Origin of the sequence: Corynebacterium sp. (genome assembly GCF_030152825.1) — a bacterium.
Lineage (GTDB): Bacteria > Actinomycetota > Actinomycetes > Mycobacteriales > Mycobacteriaceae > Corynebacterium.
The window spans coordinates 49,878-70,998 of record NZ_JASLIP010000006.1; the positions used below are offsets into that span (position 1 = coordinate 49,878).

Below are 21,121 nucleotides of genomic sequence, written 5' to 3' on the forward strand. Positions count from 1 at the left end.
ACTCGATTTTTATCGTGCCACCCAGCTTACGTGAAGTAGGGAAATCATGAATCATACGGGTACTGTCGCAACTTCGCTTGCGAAAGGCGAAAAAGTTATTAAAAATATTGATTCTTTTTCGTTACTTCGTATTCATCCAGCCCAGCCGAACGATTTTCAGAAAGCGTGCCCCGTGAGAACCATGCCGAACCGGCGCCCCGTCCCGACACAAACCACGATGGGCAGCCGTAGGAGGATCATCACCATGCTGGCCATCGCGCTCGGTGGCTTCGGCATCGGCACCACCGAGTTCGTGGCGATGGGGCTACTGAACCTTATCGCCGAGGACTTCCAGATTTCGGAGTCCACCGCCGGGCACGTCATCTCCGCCTACGCCCTCGGCGTGGTGGTGGGCGCACCGCTGATCACCACGCTGACCAGTACTGTGCCACGCCGCCGACTGGCGCTGGTGCTCATGATCGCCTTCACGATCGGTAACGGTCTGACTGTACTGGCCAGCAGTTATAACATGCTGCTGCTCAGCCGCTTCATCGCCGGCCTGCCGCACGGCGCCTACTTCTCCGTCACCGCGCTCATCGCCGCCTCGATGGCCCCGCCGGGGCAGCGCGGCAAGGCGGTGGCCTTCTCCGGGCTGGGCCTCTCCGTAGCCACCGTCGCGGGTGTGCCCGCAGCACAGTGGCTGGGCAACCACTTCGGCTGGAACTTCGCTTTCCTGCTGGTCGCCGTGATCGGCCTGGTGACCTTCGTGGCGCTGTATATTTCTCTGCCGCACATGACTCTCATGCCAAAAAGCAACCCGATCACCGAGCTCGGCGCCCTGATCAACCCGCAGGTGCTGCTCACCCTGGCGATCGGCACGGTCGGCTTCGGTGGCATGTTTGCGGTCTATACCTATATTTCCTGGACGCTGACCGAGCGCGCCGGGTTCAATGAGACCCTCATGTGGATCCCGTTGATGGCCTACGGAATCGGCATGGTCCTCGGCACGTGGTTCGGCGGAGTGCTGGCCGACCGGAACCTGGAATATACCATTGCCGGCAGCCTCATCTGCCTCATCGTGGTGCTTGCCGCGTTCTATTTCACTTCCACCAATGCCATCACAGGCATCGCCAACTTCGGTCTCATCGGGTTCCTGGGATCCTGCCTGGTCCCAAGCCTGCAGACCCGCCTGATGGACGTCACCCGGGACGCTCAGAACCTCGCCGCGGCCCTCAACCATTCCGCGCTGAACATGGCCAACGCTGCTGGTGCAGCGATCGGTGGCGCGGTTGTTGGCGCTGGCTTCGGCTACGCCGCCCCAGCACTTGCGGGCTCGGCGCTGGCTGCCACCGGTGCGGTGGTCTGGCTGCTGGCCTTTCTGCTACGACGTCGCCAGCTCGCCGCCGACTAGTCCGTCCGCTACGCTGCTGCTGGTGTGTCCGGGCCACGGCCTATATTGGTGGGCATGGGTTTTACAGTCGCTACGGTTAACGTCAATGGAATCAGGGCCGCCGCGAAGGTGCGCCACGAGAACAACCAGGGCATCCTCCCGTGGTTGGCCAGCCACCCGGCGGATGTGGTGCTGATGCAGGAGGTCCGCGCCGACGAGGCGCAGACCGCCAAGGCCATTGCTCCCGCCCTGGAGGACGGCTGGCACCTCGCCCAGGCCCCCGCCGCAGCCAAGGGCCGGGCCGGGGTGGCGATCCTCTCGCGCCTGCCGCTGCGGGACGTGCAGATCGGCTTCGGCCACCAGGCCAACCCGGAGCACCCGGGCGCCGAGGACGCCGCCCGCGAATTCGATGATTCCGGCCGCTACATTGAGGCCACCGTAAACGCCGAGGTTGGGGGCACAACCCAGCCGATCACCGTGGCCTCCCTCTACCTGCCCAGTGGCGCCAGCGGCACCGAGAAGCAGGACGAGAAGTTCCGCTTCCTGGACGCCTTCGCGCCCTTCATGCATCAGCGCGCCGCCGCTGCCGAGGCCGGCGGCCAGCAGATGCTCATCGGCGGTGACTGGAACATCTGCCACCGTCGCGCGGACCTGAAGAACTGGAAGCCCAACCGCAACAAGTCCGGCTTCCTGCCCGCCGAGCGTGCCTTCCTCGACCACGTGCTCGGCACCTACCCGGACGGTGCAACCCAGGTGGGCGATGCCGAGGACTCCGGTCGGGTCGGTAACCCCGCCGGGGCAGCCGAGGACTTCTTCGGCGCCGTGGACTACCAGCCCGGCGAGCTCGCCCAGGCGCGCCTCGCCGCGGGTGCCGCCACCCAGCCGGGCTGGCACGACGCCGTGCGCCACCTCCACCCCGAGGAGGACGGCCCGTACTCCTGGTGGAGCTACCGCGGCAAGGCCTTCGACACGAACGCGGGCTGGCGCATCGACCTGCACGCCGTCACCGGCGGGCTGCTGGAACACGCTGCCCAGGCCCGGGTCGACAAGGCGACCACCTACGACCAGCGCTGGTCCGACCACAGCCCCGTGATCCTCGAGTTCCGCTAAGCCCACCGGGAGACGGCATGTTCCTGATCGTCCTCTTCGTCATCGGCATCACCGCCGAAGGCGCGACCGGAGCCCTGGCCGCCGGCCGCGAGCGCATGGACCTCTTCGGCGTGGCCATCATCGCCTGCGTGACCGCCATCGGCGGCGGCTCCGTCCGCGACGTGCTGTTGGGGAACTACCCGCTGGTGTGGGTAGAAAACCCGATGTACCTGGTCTTCGTGCTCGTCGCCGCGTTCATCACCGTGGCCATCCCCGTGATGATGACCTACTTCCACTGGGTCTTCCTCATCCTCGATGCCGTGGGGCTCTCCGTGTTCACGGTGCTCGGCACCCAGATCGCCCTGGGGGCAAGCCATGGGGCACTCATCGCGATCGTCGCAGCGGTGCTCACCGGCGTGTTCGGCGGCGTGCTCCGCGACATCATGAGTAACCGCGTCCCCCTGGTTTTCCAGGGCGACCTCTACGCCTCCGTCGCGGTCTCCGGGTCTATCCTCTACCTGGCGCTCAACGCCGCCGGGGTGTACGACAACCTCAACGCGATCATCGTCCTCGCGTTCACCTTCGGCCTGCGGCTGTGCGCCATCTTCTTCCACTGGTCACTACCCGTTTTCGAGTACCAGGAGCGCGAGTTCACCCGCGACCGGGAGCACAGCCTGTCCAACCGACTGCTGAACAAGGCCCGGGAGCTGCGTCCCGCAGGCCCCCGCCAGCTGCGCATCACTGAAGGCATCGCTGGGCTGCGGCACCGCCACCGCGGCGAAGACCCGGGGGCGAGCGCCACGGGAGAGGACCCACGCACCGGGGGACAGGCCGCGACCGAGGGCGACGTCGATAAGGGATGCGGCTGCGATTGCCACGGACAGGGGGACGGGGACACGCAGCCGAAACCCGGTGAGTAGCATTAGAAGACATGACAAGCAGCGAAAACCCACAGCACAGCGATAGCGGCGCGAAGAAGCATCGCGTCGTCTCCGGCCTCCAGCCCACCAGCGACTCCTACCACCTGGGCAATTACCTCGGCGCGGTCAAGCAGTTTATTACCCTGCAGGATGATTACGACGCCTTCTACTTCATCCCGGACCAGCACGCCATCACCGTGCCGGGATATAGCCCGAAGGACCTGCGCAACCGCACCCTCGCCGGTGCCGCGCAGCTGCTCGCGCTCGGCATCGACCCGGAGCGCTCCACCCTGTTCGTGCAGTCGCACGTCCCGGAGCACAGCCAGCTTGCGTGGGTGCTGATGTGCATCACCGGCGACGGCGAGGCCCGCCGTATGACCCAGTTCAAGGACAAGTCCAGCAAGCAGGGCAACGAGAACACCACCTCCGGACTCTACGCCTACCCGATGCTCATGGCCGCGGACATCCTGCTCTACCGCCCGCACCTCGTGCCGGTGGGGGAGGACCAGCGCCAGCACCTGGAGCTGACTCGCAACCTCGCGGAGCGTTTCAACTCCCGCTACAAGAAGACCTTCGTGGTGCCGGAGGGCATGATTCCGCAGGGTGCGGCGAAGATTTACGACCTGCAGAACCCGACCGCGAAGATGAGCAAGTCCACCGACAACCCACGTGGCCTGGTGAACCTGCTGGACGACCCGAAGGTTTCTGCCAAGCGCATCCGCAGCGCGGTGACGGATAACGACAACGAGATCCGCTACGACGTCGAGAACAAGCCGGGTGTGTCCAACCTCCTGGTCATCCAGTCCGCCCTCGGTGACAAGAGCATTGACGAGCTCGTCGCCCAGTACCAGGAGGCCGGCTCTGGCTACGGCGACCTGAAGAAGGACACCGCTGAGGTACTCGAGGCCTTCTGCTCCCCGCTGCGCGAGAAGTACAACGAGTACATGGACGACCGCGCGGAGCTGGAGCGCGTCCTGGCCAAGGGCGCGGAGCGCGCCCGCGAGATCGCTGCGAAGACGGTGGAGCAGGTCTACGACCGCGTCGGCTTCCTGCCAAAGCCCTAAACCGGCACACCGCGACCCCTAAAAGACATAATGAGGTGCGTGCCCAGGCCGGCCACCAGCCGTCCGGCGCGAGCCACAGAATGATCCGACCCCGGATCAAGAACCCGAAGCCCCGAAAGCCTGCCTAAGGAAGGATGGACGCGCTGATGGCGAAAACATCAACGACGCCCGACTATGACAAGCTCGACGCCTACGGCGTGGAACGCAGCCGCAAAGACGACGAAGGGGCACTGGTTAAGCTCCGCGACAAGTGGCCGTGGTTCGACCACATCATGCGGATGAACGAGCGCTACGGCGAGCAGGGCGGTAACCAGTTCGCCGCGGGCATTACATACTTCTCCGTGCTGTCCATCTTCCCGCTGACCATGCTCGTGCTGGCCACGGTCGCGATCATCCTGGCCAATAACCAGGATCTGCTGGACAAGGTCATGGACCAGGTGACATCCATGGGCAGCGGCGAGATGGGCGACACCCTGGGCATCATCGTCGAGGGCGCGATCGATCAGCGTAAGTCCGTGTTCTCCATCGGTCTTCTGCTGGCCCTGTGGTCTGGCCTGAGCTGGATGAACCACCTGCGCATTGGCGCCTCCGAGATGTGGAAGGTCGATAACAGCCCGGAGAACTTCGTCAAGGGCAAGCTCTCCGACCTGCTGGGTCTGCTGGGCCTGATCCTGGCCCTGGTGGTGGCCTTCGCCGTGACCACCATCGGTAACTCGGGGCTGACCGAGAAGCTGCTCGGCCTGGTCGGGCTGGACGAGGTCCCGGGCATCCGCTTCATCACCTTCCTCGTCGCGCTGTTGGTCGCGCTGCTGGCCAACCTGCTGGTCTTCTTCTGGCTGATGGTCTACCTGCCGCGCGCCAAGGTGCCGCGCAAGTCCGCCTTCAAGGCGGCCATCATCGGCGCGGTCGTGTTCGAGATTTTCAAGCAGTTCGCCACGATGTTCTTCTCCAACGCGCTGAGCAACCCGGCGGGCGCTGCCTTCGGTCCGATCATCGGTGTGATGGTGCTGTTCTACTTCATCTGGCGCATCACCCTGTACTGCTCCGCGTGGGCAGCCACCACGCCGGAATCCCTGGCTATGATGACTCCGCCGGTGCCGCCGGCCGCGGTCATCCGCGTTCGCCAGGAGGTGCGCACCGGCTCCACGGACGCCGGCCGCGCCGGGCTGGTCGGCCTCGGGGCCGCCGCGGGTGTGGTCCTGGGTGGGGCCATCCGCTCGATCTTCAAGTAATCCGCCGGTTTTCGCCGGGCTTCGACGGCGGGGTTGATGACCCTCCCCGCCCGCCACCATGGGGCACAGCTGCCGAGTAAGCTGTGCCCCATGATTGATTCGGACGTCATTGCATCCCTGCCCAAGGTCGAGCTCCACGACCACCTGGACGGCGGCCTCCGGCCCGCCACGATCGTGGAACTGGCCGCCGAGATCGGCTACGAGCTGCCCACCACGGACCCGGCGGAGCTGGAGAAGTGGTTCTACGACGCTGCGAACTCGGGCGACCTGCCGACGTACCTGACCACCTTCGGCCACACCACCGCCGTTATGCAGACGAAGGAGGCGCTGGTCCGGGTGACCCGTGAGGCCGTCGAGGACCTGGCTGCAGACAACGTGGTCTACGCCGAGCTGCGCTACGCCCCTGAGCAGCACCAAGCCAACGGGCTGAGCCTGCAGGAGGTCGTGGAGGCCACCGTGCAGGGAGCGAAGGAGGGCGAGCGCGCCGCCGCTGCGAAGGGTAAGCGCATTCACGCCCGCCTGATCCTGTGCGCCATGCGGCACGCCGACCGCGCCACCGAGATCGCCCAGCTGACCGTGGATAACTACCCGATCTCCAGCCCAGGCGAGGGCTACGTGGTCGGCTTCGACATCGCAGGCGCGGAGGCTGGCTTCCCGGCCGCCAACCATGCCGAGGCCTTCCAGCTGCTTCGCGAGAACCTCGTTCCCTTCACCATCCACGCTGGCGAGGCCGCGGGCGTGGAGTCCATCAAGGACGCCCTGGTCCAGGGCACCCTGCGCCTGGGCCACGGCGTGCGCATCTACGAGGACTTGAACGCCACCCTTTCCGGCATCGAGCTGGGCCCGGTGGCCCGCCACGTGCGAGACCGGGGCATCCCGCTGGAGATCTGCCCAACCTCCAACACCCAGACCGGTGTTGCTGACGAGATCGCCGACCACCCCTTCAACCTGCTCTACGAGCTGGGCTTCGTGTGCACCGTGCACACCGATAACCGCCTGGTCTCCGGCACGACGATGACCCAGGAGTTCGAGCGCCTCGCGGAGGTCTTCGACCTGGAGTACTGGCAGATGCTGGAGCTGACCACCAACGCGTTGGACCATGCCTTCTGCGATGCCCCGCTGCGCGCCGAGCTGGAGCAGACCGTGATCTACCCGGCTTTTGCGAAGCTGGGGGAGGAGCTCGGCCTGAGCACCGTGGCTGGTGCGGGTGCCGGTCATGAGCACATTGGCGGGCCGGGGCAGAGCATCTCCGCGGGCCTGCAGGGCCTGCACAACCCGCACGATGCAGCCGGGGCACTCGGGGAGGATGCCAACCTGGAGCTGTCCATGGAGAACCTCAAGGCGGAGCTGGAGCAGCTCGGCCTGAGCCTCGACGACGAGCCCGGTAGCGACGAGGACTCCGCGGACGAGGGCTCCGCGGAGAAGGAGTAACCACGACGCCCCGCCGCCTCCGCCCGACTCGCGCGGGGCGGGTCGCAGCAGCGCGGTATCGCTGCAGTACAGCGCGTCTTGAAGGATTCAGAAGGCCGGCTTCCGGTTTGACTTAGGCCTCTGACCTGCGAAAAATCGGGAAACGTGCAGAAAAATAATCCCCGAATCAACACCGCGTTCAAGCGCGCCCTCGCGCTGCTCATGGCGCTCTCGATGGGCGCGGTCGCGGCATGCTCCGCCACCGGTGGCCGCCCGCGCGAGAACGCGAACGGCGAGGGCGGTGCGGCCGGCGGCGTCGACACGCCCCGCTACACCGTCGCGATGATCAGTCACGGCGCCCCCGGCGATACCTTCTGGGACCTGGTCCGCCGCGGCGCGGAAGACGCCGCGAAGAAGAACAACATCGAGCTGCGCTACGCCAGCTCCCCGCAGGCGCCCGACCAGGCCAACCTCGTGCGCAACGCCATCGACTCCCAGGTCGACGGCATCGCGCTGACCATGCCGACCGCCGAGGCGCTGGGCCCCATCGCCCGCCGCGCCACCGAGCAGGGGATCCCCACCGTCGGCCTGAACTCCGGCATGGGCCACTACGAGCGCTACGGGGTGTCCGCCTTCTTCGGCCAGGACGAGCACGTCGCCGGTGAGGCCGCGGGCGAGCGGCTGGCCAAGGACGGCGCGAAGAAGGTGCTCTGCGTGATCCACGAGCAGGGCAATCCCTCCCAGGAGGCCCGCTGCGGTGGTGCCAAGAAGGCCCTCCAGTCCAAGGGCGGCGGCACGCTGGAGACCCTCTACGTTAACGGCATGGATATGACCAGCGTGACCTCCACGGTTCAGGCGAAGCTCGCCCAGGACCGCAACATCGACTGGGTGCTCAACCTCGTCGCCCCGGTCGCCCTGGCCTCCGTCAACTCCGCCCGCGCCGCTGGCTCTGATGCCAAGATCGCCACCTTCGACACCGACGCCGAGCTCGTCACCGCCATCAAGGACGGCAAGGTGCAGTGGGCCGTAGACCAGCAGCCCTACCTGCAGGGCTACCTCGCAGTCGACGCCCTCTGGCTCGCCAAGCGCAACGGCGCGATCCCGGGCGGCGGCCAGCCCGTGTTCACCGGCCCGGCCTTCGTGGACGCCAGCAACGTGGACAAGATCGAGGACGCCGCGAAGGAGGGCCTGCGCTAAATGACTGACCCGAAGCCCGAGCAGGCCACCGGCCCGGCAGCAGCGAAGAAGATCGACGAGGCGGCGCCGAACCTGACGTCGTCCCCTAAAAAGGAGACCACCGCGGAGACCGCAGCCGACGGCGCCGCGGACACGAACGCAGGCAAAGACGGCGAGAGCGCGATCCTCGCGGCCTTCAAGCGCCCCGAGCTGACCTCCCTGGTCGGCGCGATCCTCATCTTCGCGCTGTTCATGATCCTCGCCCCGGCCTTCCGCAGCGCGGATGCCTTCGCCACGGTGCTGTACTCCAGCTCCACGCTGGGTATCATCGCGCTTGGCGTGGGGCTGCTGATGATCGGCGACGAATTCGACCTCTCCTCCGGCGTGGCCGTGACCACCGCCGCGCTCGCCGCCACGATGCTGAACTACAACCTGTGGTTGAACTCGTGGACGGGCGTGTTCCTCTCCCTGATCATCTCGCTGTCCATCGGCGCGATCAACGGCTACCTGGTCACGAAGACCGGCATCCACTCCTTCCTCATCACCCTGGCGATGTTCCTCATGCTGCAGGGCATCAACCTCGCCGTGACCAAGCTGGTCACCGGGCAGGTCGCCACCCCGACGATCTCCGACATGGAGGGCTATAACTCCGCCAAGGCGTTCTTCGCCTCCAGCTTCGAGGTCTTCGGCGTGGACGTGCAGATCACCGTGATCTGGTGGCTGCTGTTCGTGGCGCTGGCCAGCTGGTTGCTGTTCAAGACCCGCTTCGGTAACTGGATTTTCGCCGTAGGTGGGGACGCCGACGCCGCACGCGCCGTGGGTGTTCCCGTGCGGCGCGTGAAGATCACCCTGTTCATGTTCGTGGCCTTCTCGGCGTGGTTCGTGGGGATGCACAACCTATTCGCCTTCGACTCGATCCAGGCCGGGCAGGGCGTGGGTAACGAGTTCCTGTACATCATCGCTGCCGTGATTGGTGGCTGCTCGCTGACGGGCGGCCGCGGCACCGCGATCGGCACGGCCATCGGTGCGCTGATCTTCGGCATGACCAACCAGGGCATCGTCTACGCCGGTTGGAACCCGGACTGGTTCAAGTTCTTCCTGGGCGCGATGCTGCTGCTGGCCGTGTTGACCAATAATTCCTTCTCTCGGGTGCAGGGAGGTGCCAAGTGACTCGCGGAAACAAGCGGAAGGACGCGGCGACGGTGACGTCGACCGGGAAGGGTGCGACAGGCGACGTCGACGTCGTTGATAAGGGCGTTGTCGCGGACGGCGCCGCTGATAAGGACGCCGCCGGTGCCGAGGGCGGCGCCACCCTGCCGATCATCGAGATGCGCGGTCTGGAGAAGGCCTACGGCGAGCGGCTGGTGCTCAAGGGGATCGACATGGAGATCCGCCCCAGCACCGTGACCTGCGTGCTGGGCGATAACGGCGCCGGTAAATCCACGCTTATTAAGGCGCTCTCCGGGCTGCACCAGCCCACCGGCGGCGAGATGCTGATCGACGGGGAGCCAGCGCGGCTGCGCAACCCGAAGGACGCCCTCGACCGGGGGATTGCCACCGTGTATCAGGACCTCGCGGTGGTGGGGCAGATGTCCGTGTGGCGGAACTTCTTCCTGGGCCAGGAGCTCACCGGTGCGCTGGGGCGGCTGAAGGCCGACGAGATGCGCGAGATCACCGCCGAGCAGCTGGAAAAGATGGGCGTGAACCTGCCGGACGTGGAGGTGCCGATCAGCACGCTGTCCGGTGGCCAGCGGCAGGTCGTGGCGATCGCCCGGGCGATCTACTTCGGCGCGCGCGTGCTGATCCTGGACGAGCCCACCGCAGCACTGGGTGTGAAGCAGTCCGGCATGGTGCTGCGCTTCGTGAAGAAGGCCCGGGAGTCCGGGGTGGCGGTTATCTTCATTACTCACAATCCGCACCACGCCTACCTGGTGGGGGATCGCTTCATGATGCTGAACATGGGCGAGCAGGTGATGAACGCCGACCTGGCGGACGTGACTCTGGAGGAGCTCACGGTGGAGATGTCCGGCGGTGGGGAGCTGGACGCGCTGAGCCACGAGCTGCGCAGCTAGGCGGGCGCCTGGCTGCGGGGGGACCCAGAGCAGGGGGCTGGGGTCAGCTCAGTGCCGGGGCTACGAACCTAGATGAATATCAAAGGGCGCCTGGCGAAAGATCATTCTTTCGCCAGGCGCCCTTGAGCTTGTTCAGGCAGCTAGCGGCTCAAGCTAGAACTTGCTGAAGCGCTTGGTGAGGTCCTCCTCCAGCTGCTTCCAGCCGCGCACCTCCTCGTCGAAGGGGGCGGTCGGGGTGGTTCCCGACGGGGAGCCCGTGACGTAGGCGATGTAGGTCTGCAGGCGCGGGAAGCCGACCAGAACCTTGTTCACTGCGTCGTCGCCCGCCCAGTCGGCGGCGTCGGCCAGCAGCTCGTACGCCCGGCTTAGCTGCTTCGGATCCACCGCGTCCACGGACTTGGCGATGTCCTCGCGCAGCCCGGTGAAGGTGTACTGGTTCATGTCGTGGACCGTGACCTCCAGCTCGCCGGCATTCGCGGCCTGGACGATGTCGCTCCAGGTCTCCATCTCCTCGAGGTCGTGCTGCGGGGCGTCGATGAGCCAGCGCACCAGGGAGCGCGGGTTGGGGAAGGTATTGATTTGGCCGTGGCGACCCAGGAACACCGGCTTGCCGCCCACGTAGCAGCGCAGGGTATACACCCGCTGTCCGTTCAGGGAGATGCGGATCGGGTCGATACCGGCCTGCGCCCACACCGTCTTGTCGTACGGGTCGGTGTCCTCGTCTGCGGCGTTACCGGCTGCGTCCTTCTCCGCAGCGGCGTCCTCGCGCTTCTTCGCGGCGGCGCTGGCATCGGCCGCGGCCTTCTCTACTGCGTCGATGCGCTTCTGGGACTCCGCGACGGACGTCTCGTCCACCTCGACCTCGGTGAGGCCGTCCTCGAGGTCGTCGAGCATTTCCGCCCACGCGCCGAGCACGATGCGGCCCATTGCGGTCCATTCTTCGACGCCGTTCTGGCCGGAGTAGTGGTCCGCGCCGCGGTAGATGTTCTGCAGCATGGAGTAGGAGCCGAACCACTTGTTGATGGACTCGATGCCAGCGACACCGCCGATGGACTGCAGCAGGCGGTACGCGCGGCTGACGTCCCTGACGTTCTCGTAGCTCGCCCGCCCGGCCAGCTGGTTCGGAGCCTCGATCAGGGAGATCTCCTGGATCTTCTGCGCCGACATCTGGGCGTCGGCGTCCGCCTTGAATTCCTTCCACTTCGGGTGTTCGGCGAGCACGTGATCATTGCTGCCGACAACGTGGGCGTGGAGCTCGGCGGGGGAGGAGAACACGGAGATCGTGTCGTCCTTACCCAGGAATGCCTGCCACTTTTCGCCCCTGACGACCCACAGCGGGGCCCAGACGGTGTACCAGGTGCCGCTGGTGGTCTCCATCTTCAGCGTCACGAGCTGGTTTGGTTTAAACGTTGTCGGTTTGGAAGCTGCCATGATTGCGGATTCTACCCGGCGGGATCGGAACTCATAGCCTCGACATTGCGAAGCCGGGCGTCGAGCACCTTCGGCACCACCGCCGGGGGTGCACCCAGGAACTGCGCCTGAAGATATTCCTGTTCTTCCGGCTGCGTGACGATCCGCGCCAAGCCCGGAGTGTTCCGGGAAGAATGAGCCCCACCCATGTTGTGAAATCCCCCTTTTGTTGAACCGGTCCTGCGTAAACCGGCCCAGCCTGAGCTGCCCCCGCGTGAACGGGTCCAGCGCGAACTAGCTCAGTGAATTTTTTGCAGTGCCCACAGACTAACCCCGGCTAGCCGGTGGGGCGGTAGAAACCGTGGAAACCCATGCCGATGTTCTCCGTACGGATCGGGCTGATACCCACCGGGTCGCCGGCCTCGATCAGCTGGCCGTCCTCGATGACCATCGCCACGTGACCATCCCACACCGCCAGATCCCCGGGCTGCACCTGGTCCATCGGGATCTGCGGCCCCACGGCCTGCTGGTCGGCCAGGCGGGGCAGCTCCACCCCAGCTTGTCCGTAGGCCCACTGGACAAAGCCGGAGCAGTCGAAGCCCTGGCCCGGTGTGGTGCCACCCCACACGTACGGGGTGCCCAACTGCGTCTTCGCCGCGGCCACGGCCTTGGCCGCCGCCTCGGTCGGGGCACCCGCCACAGCGTCGGGATCCGCAGCATCACCGGAACCCGCAGGCACCCCGCCGTGAGCCGACCCGGATCCCGTGGCCCCACCCGGGTTCACCGGAGCGGGAGGCTCCCCGCTAGCTCCCTCGGATGGCGCGGGTGCTGCCGGGATCGCCTCGGCAGGAACGACGGTGGCCGTCGCCTCCTCCGCCAGCCCCAGCAACTCCTGGCCCAGCGCCTGCACGCGGGCCTCCGCCCGTCCCAGGTGCTTGCAAGCAATCGCCTGCGCCTCCGCCAGCGCCACCGGCGCGGTCGGGCCGAGCAGTTGCAGCGGATTCACCGTGCTGCCGGTCTCCGCCAGGGCTTCCATCGCGATCGCCCCGATATCCTCGATCGCCGCCTGGACGGCCTGCTGCCCTCGCCCGGCGACCGCGTCCAGCCCCCGGCGGACCTCCTCGATGAGTTCCACCGCCTCCGAACCTTGCGCGAACTTGGCGGCCATCGCCCCACCGGCCTCGCCGAGCACGGCCGAGCCGACCGTCCGGATGACCTCCCCGGCAAGCCCACTGACCCCGGAGCCCAACAGCGCAGAAACCCCCGGCTGCAGCGGCTGCGGGATCAGGGCCGCGATGGGTTCCACCAGCCCCAGAAAATCCGGAACGCAGCCGCCCCCGCCGAGCAGGGTGCCAGCCACCTCCCCAAACGCGGAGCCAGCCATCTCCCCAAGAACGGTGCTGAGCACGTCCTCGACAACGGCCCCGCCAGCTGGTGCCAATACAGGTGCACTCATCACCGAACACCTCCCGCAAGCGCTTCAAAGCCAGCCTGGGTGGCCTGCTCATGCTCGTCGACGCGCCCCCGGAACTCATCCAGCGCGCCGGCAGCGCCCTGGTAGAACCTCGCCAACTCCCCGGTGGCCTCGTGGTGTCGAGCCCGAGCCTGCTGCAGCGCGGCGAGGAACTGGCCCAGCGCCGGTAGCAAGGGCAGCTCCACGTGCGGTGTGCGGGGCGGAGCCACTGCCGACAGCTGCTCCGCCACCGACCGCGCCTTGTGTGCTGCTGATTGAATCCGCTCCTGTTCGGCGACCACCTGGCCGCCAATGTGTCCCCCAGCACCAGGTCGCTCAGTACCTGGTGACTCAGTACCGTTCGTCAAAGGCACCATAATTCCCCCTGAATCTTCCCTGAATCGTCTCGGTGCGTGAAGCAACTCAGAGGTATTAGACAACGAGGACGGCCATTTGGTTCCCGGCCACGCCAATTTTCTCGCGGGCCCTGTGCTTAACGTAGATTTGGAGGCATGGACATCAAGGTGGTCAATCATCCTCTCGTGCGCGCCCGTCTGACGATTATGCGCGACGCCCGCAGCAACAACGTGGTCTTCCGCGACGCCCTCGCGGACCTCGGTGCGATGTTGATCTACGAGGCTAGCAACGACCTCGAGACTGAATCCTTCAACGTGGAAACGCCTGTCTCCACCGCCGAGGGGCACCGGCTGAAGAACCCGCCAATCATCGTCCCCATCATCCGCGCGGGCCTCGGCATGATCGACCCGGCCCTCTCGATGATCCCGGACGCCCAGGTGGGCTTCATCGGCCTGGCCCGCGACGAGAAGACTCACGAGCCGGTCCCGTACCTCGAGGCCCTGCCGGATGATCTCTCCGGGCAGCCCGTCATGCTGGTCGACCCGATGCTCGCCACCGGTGGCTCCCTGCTCAACGCCGTGGAGCTGCTCGTCGAGCACGGCGCGGACGACATCACCTGCGTGTGCATGGTCTCCGCCCAGCCGGGCGTGGACAAGCTGGTGAACTCTGGCCTGCCGGTGCGCAAGCTCGTCACCGCCACGATCGATCCGGCGCTCGACGAGAACGCCTACATCGATCCGGGTCTAGGCGACGCCGGCGACCGCCTCTACGGCCCGCGGAATATCGACCTCGAGAGCCGCTAGCGCAGCCTCCACCTGCTCGCGGTCCGCGGTCTCGCCCACGGCCTCCAGGTAGAACTTCGCCTTCGGCTCCGTCCCGCTCGGTCGGGCGACGACCCGCAGCGCCACGCCGTCTGCATTACCCACCAGGCGCAGGCCCTCCGCGGCCTCCTCACCCAGCAGCTCGGCGCTCATCGCGGCCCCCGCCAGGTTCTCCGGCGGTGTGGCCGCGAATTTTTTAATGACGTCCGTGGCTTGCCCGATGGAATCCAAGCGGATCGAGAGCTGGCTGGAGCGGAAGCAACCGAACTCCTGCTCGATCGCCGCCAGCTCGTCCGCCAGGCTCCGCCCCGCCGCGGCGAGCTCCGCCGCCCAGGCGGCCGCGACCAGCGCGGTGGCGATGCCGTCCTTATCTGCGACGATGCCGGGGGAGGGGCAGGTGCCGATGGCCTCCTCGTAGGCGAAAGCCAACTCGCCCGGGCGACCTTCCGCGGCGCGCGCCAGGTGCTTGAAGCCAGTCTTCGTCTCCACGTACTCCCACCCGCTGGCCTGGGCCATCACACCCAGCAGTTGGGAGGAGACGTAGGTCGTCGCCACCACCGGCGGGGCAGCGGAGTCTGCCGCCACGCCAGAGAGCACGCGACGGGCCAACAGCGGGCCGGCCTCGTTTCCGCTCAGCATCCGGTAGGCCGGATCGTTACCGGTGGGCACGCCGATCATGCAGCGGTCCGCATCCGGGTCGAGCGCGATCAGCAGGTCCGCGCCGACCTCCTTACCCAGTCCGAGCAGCAGATCGGTCGCGCCGGGTTCCTCCGGGTTGGGGAAATCCACGCTCGGGAACTCCGGGTCCGGCCAGCGCTGTGCCGCCACCGCGTGGATATCCGCGAAGCCATTGGCCTGCAGCACGGACTCCAGCGTGTCCCCGCCGACCCCGTGCATCGGGGTATAGGCGATGGTCAGGGCGCGCCGGGCGCTGAGCACCGCGTTCTCGCTGCTGACAACCGGTCCACTGATCGCGGCCTCGTAGCCCTGGGAGGCGCCGAGCTCCAGCTGCACGCTCCGGGAGCGGGCGACCTCCTCGGCCACCGGCTGGGCCGCCATGGCTGCCTCGATCTCGCGATCGGCGGGGGAGACTAGCTGGGAGCCACCAGAAAGGTACAGCTTGTAGCCGTTATCGCCCTTTGGGTTGTGCGAGGCGGTGATCTGAACGCCGGCGTCCAGACCCCGCTCGCGCACCAGCCAGGCCAGCACCGGGGTGGGGTTGTTGCCACCCAGCAGGGTGACGGTGAATCCCTTGGCTGCGAACACCTCGGCGGTGGCTCGCGCGAAGGTCTCGGAGCCGTAGCGGGCGTCGTGAGCCACGGCGACCGCGATATCGGCCGCGGGCCGCTCCGGGTGCTGGGCGATGAGCCAGTCGGCCACCCCGGCGGTCGCTCGGGTGACGGTGGCGACGTTCATGCGATCCGGCCCCACGCCCACCGGGGCGCGCAGACCCGCGGTGCCGAAACTCAAGCCCGGCTGGGAACTATTGTCCTGCTGGGCTGGAATCGTTTCCTGCGGGGAGGGGCTCACGACTGGATCACGCTCGCGAGCAGGGAACCCATCTCCTGGGCTGCGGCCTGGCCGGCGGCCAGCACCTCCTCGTGATTCAGCGCCTCGCCGGTAACCCCCGCCGCGAGGTTCGTGACCAGGGAGATGCCGAGCACGTCCACGCCGGCCTCCCGGGCGGCGATCGTCTCGTAGACGGTGGACATGCCCACCAGGCCCACCCCGAAGGTGCGCAGCATGTGGATCTCCGCCGGGGTCTCGTACTGCGGCCCTGGCATCATCGCGTACACCGCCTCACGAATGCCTGGGCGCAGGGCCTTGACCTTCTCGCGCAGCTCGGGGGAGTACGCATCCACTAGGTTCACGAAGTTCGCGCCCACCAGCGGGGTCTTCGCCGTGAAATTGATGTGATCGCTGATCAAGACCGGCTCGCCCACGGACATGCCCTCCGTCAGTCCGCCCGCGGCATTGGTCAGTACGACCTGCTTCACCCCCGCGGCGGCAGCGGTGCGCACAGCGTGCGCGCACCGCCACAGCTCGTGGCCCTCGTAGGCGTGCGTGCGGCCCAGCAGGATCAGCACGTTGCGCTCGCCGATGCGCAGCGCCCGAATGGTGCCGCCGTGGCCCTCTGCGGTGGGTGGCAGGAAGCCCGGCAGGTCGGACATCGGGAACTCCTGGACGTCGCTTTCCGCGGCCTCGCAGACCACGTCCGCAGCTGGTCGCCAACCGGAACCCAGGACGATGGCGACGTCGAAGGCAGAAGAACCAGTCTTCTGCAGCAACGCCGCGGCAGCCTGCTCCGCGAGCTCGTAGGGGGCCTGCCCGGGATTCGACGCAGCGGGCGAGGATTGCGCATTGTGGCTAGACATGGCCCAAGGCTACCGCGAAGTCACGTACCACAGGGGTGGGCATATAGAATGGTGTTTTATGCGGCGCAACTAGACTACTCGGTCTTGAAGCGCCACAATCAGCAGACATCGACAATTATTGGCTTTAAGCCGGGAGGCATGCAGTGCAACACGGCGGACCCACCTCTGAGGCGGCCCATCTCACTCAGTACGTCACCCTGTGGCTGAACGAGAACGTGGACCGTCTGATCGAGTGGCGGCGCCACCTGCACCGGAACCCGGAACTCTCCCACATGGAGGACGGCACCACCGCCTTCATCATGGGCATCCTCCGCGACGCCGGCCTTACACCACAGGAAATGACCTGCAAGGGAGCCACCGTCGACATCGGACCCGAGACCGCCCCGATGATCGCCTTCCGCGGGGACATCGACGCCCTGCCGGTCACCGAAACCACCGGCCTGGACTTCAGCTCCACCGTGCCCGGCGTGATGCACGCCTGCGGCCACGACATGCACACCACCATCCTGCTGGGCCTCATGGTCGCCCTGGCTGCCTACGTCGAGGAGTACGGCGAGGACGCCCTGAGCGTGCGGGTGCGCGGCATCTTCCAGCCCGCCGAGGAGGTTCTGGACGGTGGGGCCAAGGACGTCATCGCAGCCGGCGCCCTGCGCGGTGTGAACCAGATCTTCGCGGTGCACTGTGAGCCGAAGCTGCGCTGCGGGCAGATCGGCGTGCGCGTGGGCGCGATCACCTCCGCCACGGATGTCATGGAGATCGTCCTGCGCGGCCCCGGTGGCCACACCTCGCGCCCGCACCTGACGGCGGATCTCATCAACGCCGCTGGCCTGGTCGTCACGATGTTGCCGCAGCTGCTGAGCAGGCGGGTGGACCCGCGCAGCGGAACCGTCGCTGCCTTCGGTTCGGTCCACGGTGGGCAGGCCTTCAATGCGATTCCTGAGGAGGTCCGTCTCGTCGGATCCTTCCGCACCGCCGAGGTCGGGGTCTGGCGGGAGAGCGAGGCGATCGTCCGCGAGCTGCTGGACGAGATCGTCGCCCCGACGGGTGCGAGCGCGGAGCTGCACTACACGAAGGGCGTGCCGCCGGTGACCAACGACGACGTCGCGACCGCGCTGCTCGCGCAGTCTGTGCGCAACGTCGATCCGCACTCCCTGGTGGAGGCCCCGCAGTCCAGTGGCGGGGAGGACTTCTCCTGGTACCTGGAGCACGTGCCGGGCTCGATGGCGCGCCTGGGCACGTGGACCGGCGAGGGGGACAAGCCGGACCTGCACCGGCCGAATATCATCTTCGACGAGCGCGCCCTGGGCATTGGGGTCCGGCTCTTCGCCGGGGTCATCGACCAGTTCCGCCCCTAACTGGATCCCCCGCGCTGTACTCCTAGCCTGGGAGACGGCGCCGCTGGTGGGCGGAGTCAACTGGGGACAGCGCCACGGAACACCGCGGGAGCATCAACCCACGAGGGCAGTATTAGCGGTTCAGGCGGCGCTGCTGGCGTAGCTGGCGAACGGCGTGGCGCTGTTCGCGCTCGAGCTGCCGATTCGTCGGCATGTACCAGGACTCCGGGCCAATCTTGAGCATGTACAGCAGGATCGCCACGACGGGGATGATCCACAGGAACCATTCCGACACCGTGACCAGCATGAATGCGCTGACCACGGAGAGCGCCATGATCCCGCCGCGGATATTGCGCCCCCGCTTGGAGGCCACGGCGACCTCCTCGGCGGTGTACACTAGCTGCCCATAGCCGGGCACCGCAACCACCTGCGATTGCTGCGCCTGGTCGCCGCGTGGGATGCGGGGGAGATCCAGGAAGACCTCCGTCAGCTCGCCATGCACCCTCGCGTTGGCGATGTGGCGGCAGCGGTCGTCATATTCTGAAATGTCTAGCCGGCCCGCCTCGAGGTGCTTCGAAAGCAGGTCCATGGCCTCCTCGCGCTCCTTATTTCCGATGCGGACAGCGCTTCGGGGATCGGGTCGCGAACCGTGTTCCCCCGGCCGGTTCTGCGAGTCATTCGAAAAAGTCATATACCGAGCCTACGCTTTCGTGGCCCAGCCGAAGGTGCGTTCCACAGCCTTATTCCACATGCGGTAGAGCTCGTCTCGCTCCTCCTCGGATGCCCGCGGGGTGAAGGTGTGCTCCTCCTGCCACAGCCGCCGGATTTCCTCCTCATCTTGGAAGAATCCCACCGCGAGGCCAGCGGCATAGGCTGCGCCCAGGCAGGTGGTCTCCGTGATCTTCGGGATCGTGACGCTCACGCCCAGTTGGTCGGCCTGGAACTGCATCAGCAGGTTGTTTTCCACCATGCCGCCGTCGGCCTTCAGGCTGGTCAGTGGGACGCCGGAGTCCGCGTTCATCGCCTCGACGACCTCCCGGGTCTGGAAGGCGGTGGCCTCCAGGGCAGCGCGCGCGATGTGGGCCTTGGTGACGTAGCGGGTCAGCCCCGTGATCACCCCGCGGGCCTCGGGGCGCCAGCGGGGTGCTAGCAGTCCGGAGAAGGCGGGGACCACGTAGCAGCCGCCGTTGTCGTCCACGGAGCGGGCGAGGGGCTCGATCTCGTCGGCGGTGTTGAAGAAGCCCAGGGACTCGCTGAGCCACTGCACCAGCGAGCCGGTCACCGCGATGGATCCCTCCAGCGCGTACTTCGGGGGCTGATTCCCCAGCTGGTAGGCGATGGTGGTGATCAGCCCGTGCTTGCTGCGCTGCGGTTCGTCCCCGGTGTTGAGCAGCAGGAAGCTGCCCGTGCCATAGGTGGATTTAGCGTCCCCCGGTTCCAGGCAGGCCTGCCCGAAGGCGGCGGCCTGCTGATCGCCGAGGATCCCCGCGATCGGCACGCCCTGCACCGGACCCGAGCGACGCACGCGGCCGATGACCTCGCTGGAGGAGACGATCTCTGGCAGCAGGGACATCGGGATGTCCCAGATCTTGCAGAGTTCCTCGTCCCACTGCTGGGTGGACAGGTCCATCAGCATGGTGCGGGAAGCGTTCGTCACGTCGGTGACGTGCTTGGCGCGCTGGCGTCCTGCCTTGGCCCCGGAACGGCGACCGGAACGGTCCGCGGACCGGGAGCGGGAGGAGCGGGTCAGTTCCCAGATCACCCAGGTGTCGATGGTGCCGAAGGCCAACTCCCCGCGTTCTGCGCGTTCGCGGGCGCCGTCCACGTTGTCCAGGATCCAGCGGATCTTCGACGCCGCGAAGTACGTCGACGGCGGCAGGCCGGTGCGTTCTTGGATGAGCTCCCGCTCCTCACCGGTGAGAGCGTCGACGAGGTCGGCGGTGCGGGTGTCCTGCCAGACGATCGCGTTGTAGATCGGCTCGCCCGTAGCCCGGTCCCAGATCACCGTGGTTTCACGCTGATTGGTGATGCCCACGGCCGCGATCTCCTCCGGGGTGATGTCCTCGGAGGCGGCTGCGTCGGCCATGACGCGGCGGATATTGAGCCGGATCTCCTCCGGGTCGTGCTCCACCCAGCCCGGGTGCGGGAAGATCTGCTCGTGTGGCAGCTGGCTGCGGCTCGCGATCTCCCCGCGACCGTCGAAAATGATGCAGCGCGCGGAGGTCGTCCCCTGGTCGATGGAGAGGACGAATCCCCGACGGGAGTTGGTCAGGCGGGCGTATTGCTCAGCGACCTGGTTGGAAAACTGATTCGCGAGAGTGTCCATCGTGTGCGGCTGCGGGACCTAGCGATTTTCCCGACCGCGGAGAACTGCGGACACCACGAGCAGTGCGATACCGCTGCCCACGCCGATCATCGAGATCCAGCGGAGGGTATTCAGCGAGCCACCGGACTTGGTGGAGATGTAGTTCTTCCCCTCGTTACACGCGATGTGCGCGCCCTGGATGTTCTCGATGAACTCCACCCGGGCGTACACTCCCTTGACCTTGGTGAACGGCAGGGAGATGTCCTTGATCTTGACGTCCTCGTCGGTGAGGTCCTCCAGGTCCTTGACCTTGTCGTGGATGGGCTTGCTGCCGGGGCCAAAGAAACCGCAGGCGGTGGCCTCGAGGGCGTCCTTATCGGCGAGCAGGTAGTAGGAGGTCTCCGCCTTCACTGCGGTGGGGTGGTCCTCGGAGAAGCCCTTGACGGAGGAGAGGCTGACGATCCACGTGATCGTGCCGATGACCAGGAATACGGCGCCGATGATTCCCAGCAACTTGGGGGAGACCCCTCGGGTGCCGCGGTCGTGTTCTTCTGCCTCGGTCGGCTTGTCGGTCACCAGGTCCGGCTGGTCCTCGGGCTGAAGGTGGTTATCGGTCATAGCTCTTGAAACTCCGCAAAACAGGGTGGGCACCGGGAGTAAGCGAACCGCGCCGCGAACTCAAAGCCACGTTCGCAGCCAGGAGCGCCGCCCCCAGGTATAGGGCAGGCCTCATC

20 protein-coding genes are annotated in these 21,121 nt (G+C 66.7%); 11 read left to right on the top strand and 9 right to left on the bottom strand.

Annotation, left to right across the window (positions count from 1 at the left end; genetic code table 11):
- Window positions 1-181 precede the first annotated feature (181 nt).
- The 9 genes from Q1V78_RS00670 to Q1V78_RS00710 all read left to right on the top strand — a co-directional run bounded on the left by Q1V78_RS00670 (window position 182) and on the right by Q1V78_RS00710 (window position 10,332).
- Window positions 182-1,390, top strand: a complete 1,209-nt coding sequence (locus Q1V78_RS00670; RefSeq protein ID WP_300610685.1) for an MFS transporter — start codon at window positions 182-184, stop codon at window positions 1,388-1,390.
- Between the two features lie 54 nt (window positions 1,391-1,444).
- A complete protein-coding gene (locus tag Q1V78_RS00675) occupies window positions 1,445-2,479 on the top strand; it encodes an exodeoxyribonuclease III (protein WP_300610491.1) in 1,035 nt (344 codons plus the stop codon).
- Between the two features lie 17 nt (window positions 2,480-2,496).
- Window positions 2,497-3,378, top strand: a complete 882-nt coding sequence (locus tag Q1V78_RS00680; RefSeq protein WP_300610494.1) for a trimeric intracellular cation channel family protein — start codon at window positions 2,497-2,499, stop codon at window positions 3,376-3,378.
- A gap of 11 nt (window positions 3,379-3,389) precedes the next feature.
- Window positions 3,390-4,442, top strand: a complete 1,053-nt coding sequence (gene trpS, locus Q1V78_RS00685) for a tryptophan--tRNA ligase (protein ID WP_300610497.1) — start codon at window positions 3,390-3,392, stop codon at window positions 4,440-4,442.
- A 146-nt stretch (window positions 4,443-4,588) separates the two neighbouring features.
- Window positions 4,589-5,674 (top strand): YhjD/YihY/BrkB family envelope integrity protein, encoded by a 1,086-nt coding sequence (locus tag Q1V78_RS00690; RefSeq protein ID WP_300610500.1) that lies wholly within the window; start codon window positions 4,589-4,591, stop codon window positions 5,672-5,674.
- Window positions 5,675-5,764: 90 nt separating this feature from the next.
- Entirely contained in the window at window positions 5,765-7,105 is a 1,341-nt protein-coding gene (locus Q1V78_RS00695; protein WP_300610503.1) for an adenosine deaminase, read from the top strand.
- A gap of 201 nt (window positions 7,106-7,306) precedes the next feature.
- Entirely contained in the window at window positions 7,307-8,281 is a 975-nt protein-coding gene (locus Q1V78_RS00700) for a substrate-binding domain-containing protein (RefSeq protein WP_300610687.1), read from the top strand.
- A 231-nt stretch (window positions 8,282-8,512) separates the two neighbouring features.
- Entirely contained in the window at window positions 8,513-9,430 is a 918-nt protein-coding gene (locus tag Q1V78_RS00705) for an ABC transporter permease (RefSeq protein WP_300610689.1), read from the top strand.
- Window positions 9,431-9,588: 158 nt separating this feature from the next.
- Window positions 9,589-10,332: an ATP-binding cassette domain-containing protein gene (locus Q1V78_RS00710; RefSeq protein ID WP_300610691.1), complete on the top strand. Its 744-nt coding sequence runs from the start codon at window positions 9,589-9,591 to the stop codon at window positions 10,330-10,332.
- A 153-nt stretch (window positions 10,333-10,485) separates the two neighbouring features.
- On the opposite strand, the gene Q1V78_RS00715 is transcribed toward Q1V78_RS00710, so the two are convergent.
- The 4 genes from Q1V78_RS00715 to Q1V78_RS00730 all read right to left on the bottom strand — a co-directional run bounded on the left by Q1V78_RS00715 (window position 10,486) and on the right by Q1V78_RS00730 (window position 13,572).
- Entirely contained in the window at window positions 10,486-11,763 is a 1,278-nt protein-coding gene (locus tag Q1V78_RS00715) for a hypothetical protein (RefSeq protein WP_300610506.1), read from the bottom strand.
- 11 nt (window positions 11,764-11,774) lie between these two features.
- Window positions 11,775-11,915, bottom strand: a complete 141-nt coding sequence (locus Q1V78_RS00720) for a hypothetical protein (RefSeq protein ID WP_168167014.1) — start codon at window positions 11,913-11,915, stop codon at window positions 11,775-11,777.
- Between the two features lie 164 nt (window positions 11,916-12,079).
- A complete protein-coding gene (locus Q1V78_RS00725) occupies window positions 12,080-13,198 on the bottom strand; it encodes a C40 family peptidase (protein ID WP_300610534.1) in 1,119 nt (372 codons plus the stop codon).
- Window positions 13,198-13,572 (bottom strand): hypothetical protein, encoded by a 375-nt coding sequence (locus tag Q1V78_RS00730; protein ID WP_300610536.1) that lies wholly within the window; start codon window positions 13,570-13,572, stop codon window positions 13,198-13,200. The genes Q1V78_RS00725 and Q1V78_RS00730 overlap by 1 nt, the downstream gene beginning before the upstream one ends.
- Before the next feature lie 135 nt (window positions 13,573-13,707).
- Between Q1V78_RS00730 and upp the strand changes: the two genes are divergently transcribed.
- Complete coding sequence (gene upp, locus Q1V78_RS00735; RefSeq protein ID WP_300610539.1) at window positions 13,708-14,355, top strand: uracil phosphoribosyltransferase; 648 nt, start codon at window positions 13,708-13,710, stop codon at window positions 14,353-14,355.
- Here the strand turns inward: upp and Q1V78_RS00740 are convergent.
- Window positions 14,296-15,903, bottom strand: a complete 1,608-nt coding sequence (locus Q1V78_RS00740) for a phospho-sugar mutase (protein ID WP_300610541.1) — start codon at window positions 15,901-15,903, stop codon at window positions 14,296-14,298. The genes upp and Q1V78_RS00740 overlap by 60 nt on opposite strands.
- A complete protein-coding gene (locus tag Q1V78_RS00745; RefSeq protein ID WP_300610543.1) occupies window positions 15,900-16,748 on the bottom strand; it encodes a purine-nucleoside phosphorylase in 849 nt (282 codons plus the stop codon). Before Q1V78_RS00745 ends, Q1V78_RS00740 begins: the two co-directional genes overlap by 4 nt.
- A 143-nt stretch (window positions 16,749-16,891) precedes the next feature.
- Between Q1V78_RS00745 and Q1V78_RS00750 the strand changes: the two genes are divergently transcribed.
- On the top strand, window positions 16,892-18,103 hold the full coding sequence (locus Q1V78_RS00750; RefSeq protein WP_300610545.1) for an amidohydrolase: 1,212 nt from the start codon (window positions 16,892-16,894) through the stop codon (window positions 18,101-18,103).
- 112 nt (window positions 18,104-18,215) lie between these two features.
- On the opposite strand, the gene Q1V78_RS00755 is transcribed toward Q1V78_RS00750, so the two are convergent.
- Genes Q1V78_RS00755 through Q1V78_RS00765 form a run of 3 tightly spaced genes read right to left on the bottom strand, consistent with a single transcriptional unit; the run spans window position 18,216 to window position 21,005 of the window.
- Window positions 18,216-18,773 carry a DUF1707 domain-containing protein gene (locus Q1V78_RS00755; RefSeq protein WP_300610547.1) on the bottom strand — a complete coding sequence of 186 codons (558 nt, stop codon included), beginning with the start codon at window positions 18,771-18,773 and terminating at the stop codon, window positions 18,216-18,218.
- A gap of 9 nt (window positions 18,774-18,782) precedes the next feature.
- Complete coding sequence (glpK, locus tag Q1V78_RS00760) at window positions 18,783-20,408, bottom strand: glycerol kinase GlpK (RefSeq protein WP_300610550.1); 1,626 nt, start codon at window positions 20,406-20,408, stop codon at window positions 18,783-18,785.
- A gap of 18 nt (window positions 20,409-20,426) precedes the next feature.
- Complete coding sequence (locus Q1V78_RS00765) at window positions 20,427-21,005, bottom strand: hypothetical protein (RefSeq protein WP_300610553.1); 579 nt, start codon at window positions 21,003-21,005, stop codon at window positions 20,427-20,429.
- Between the last annotated feature and the right edge of the window lie 116 nt (window positions 21,006-21,121).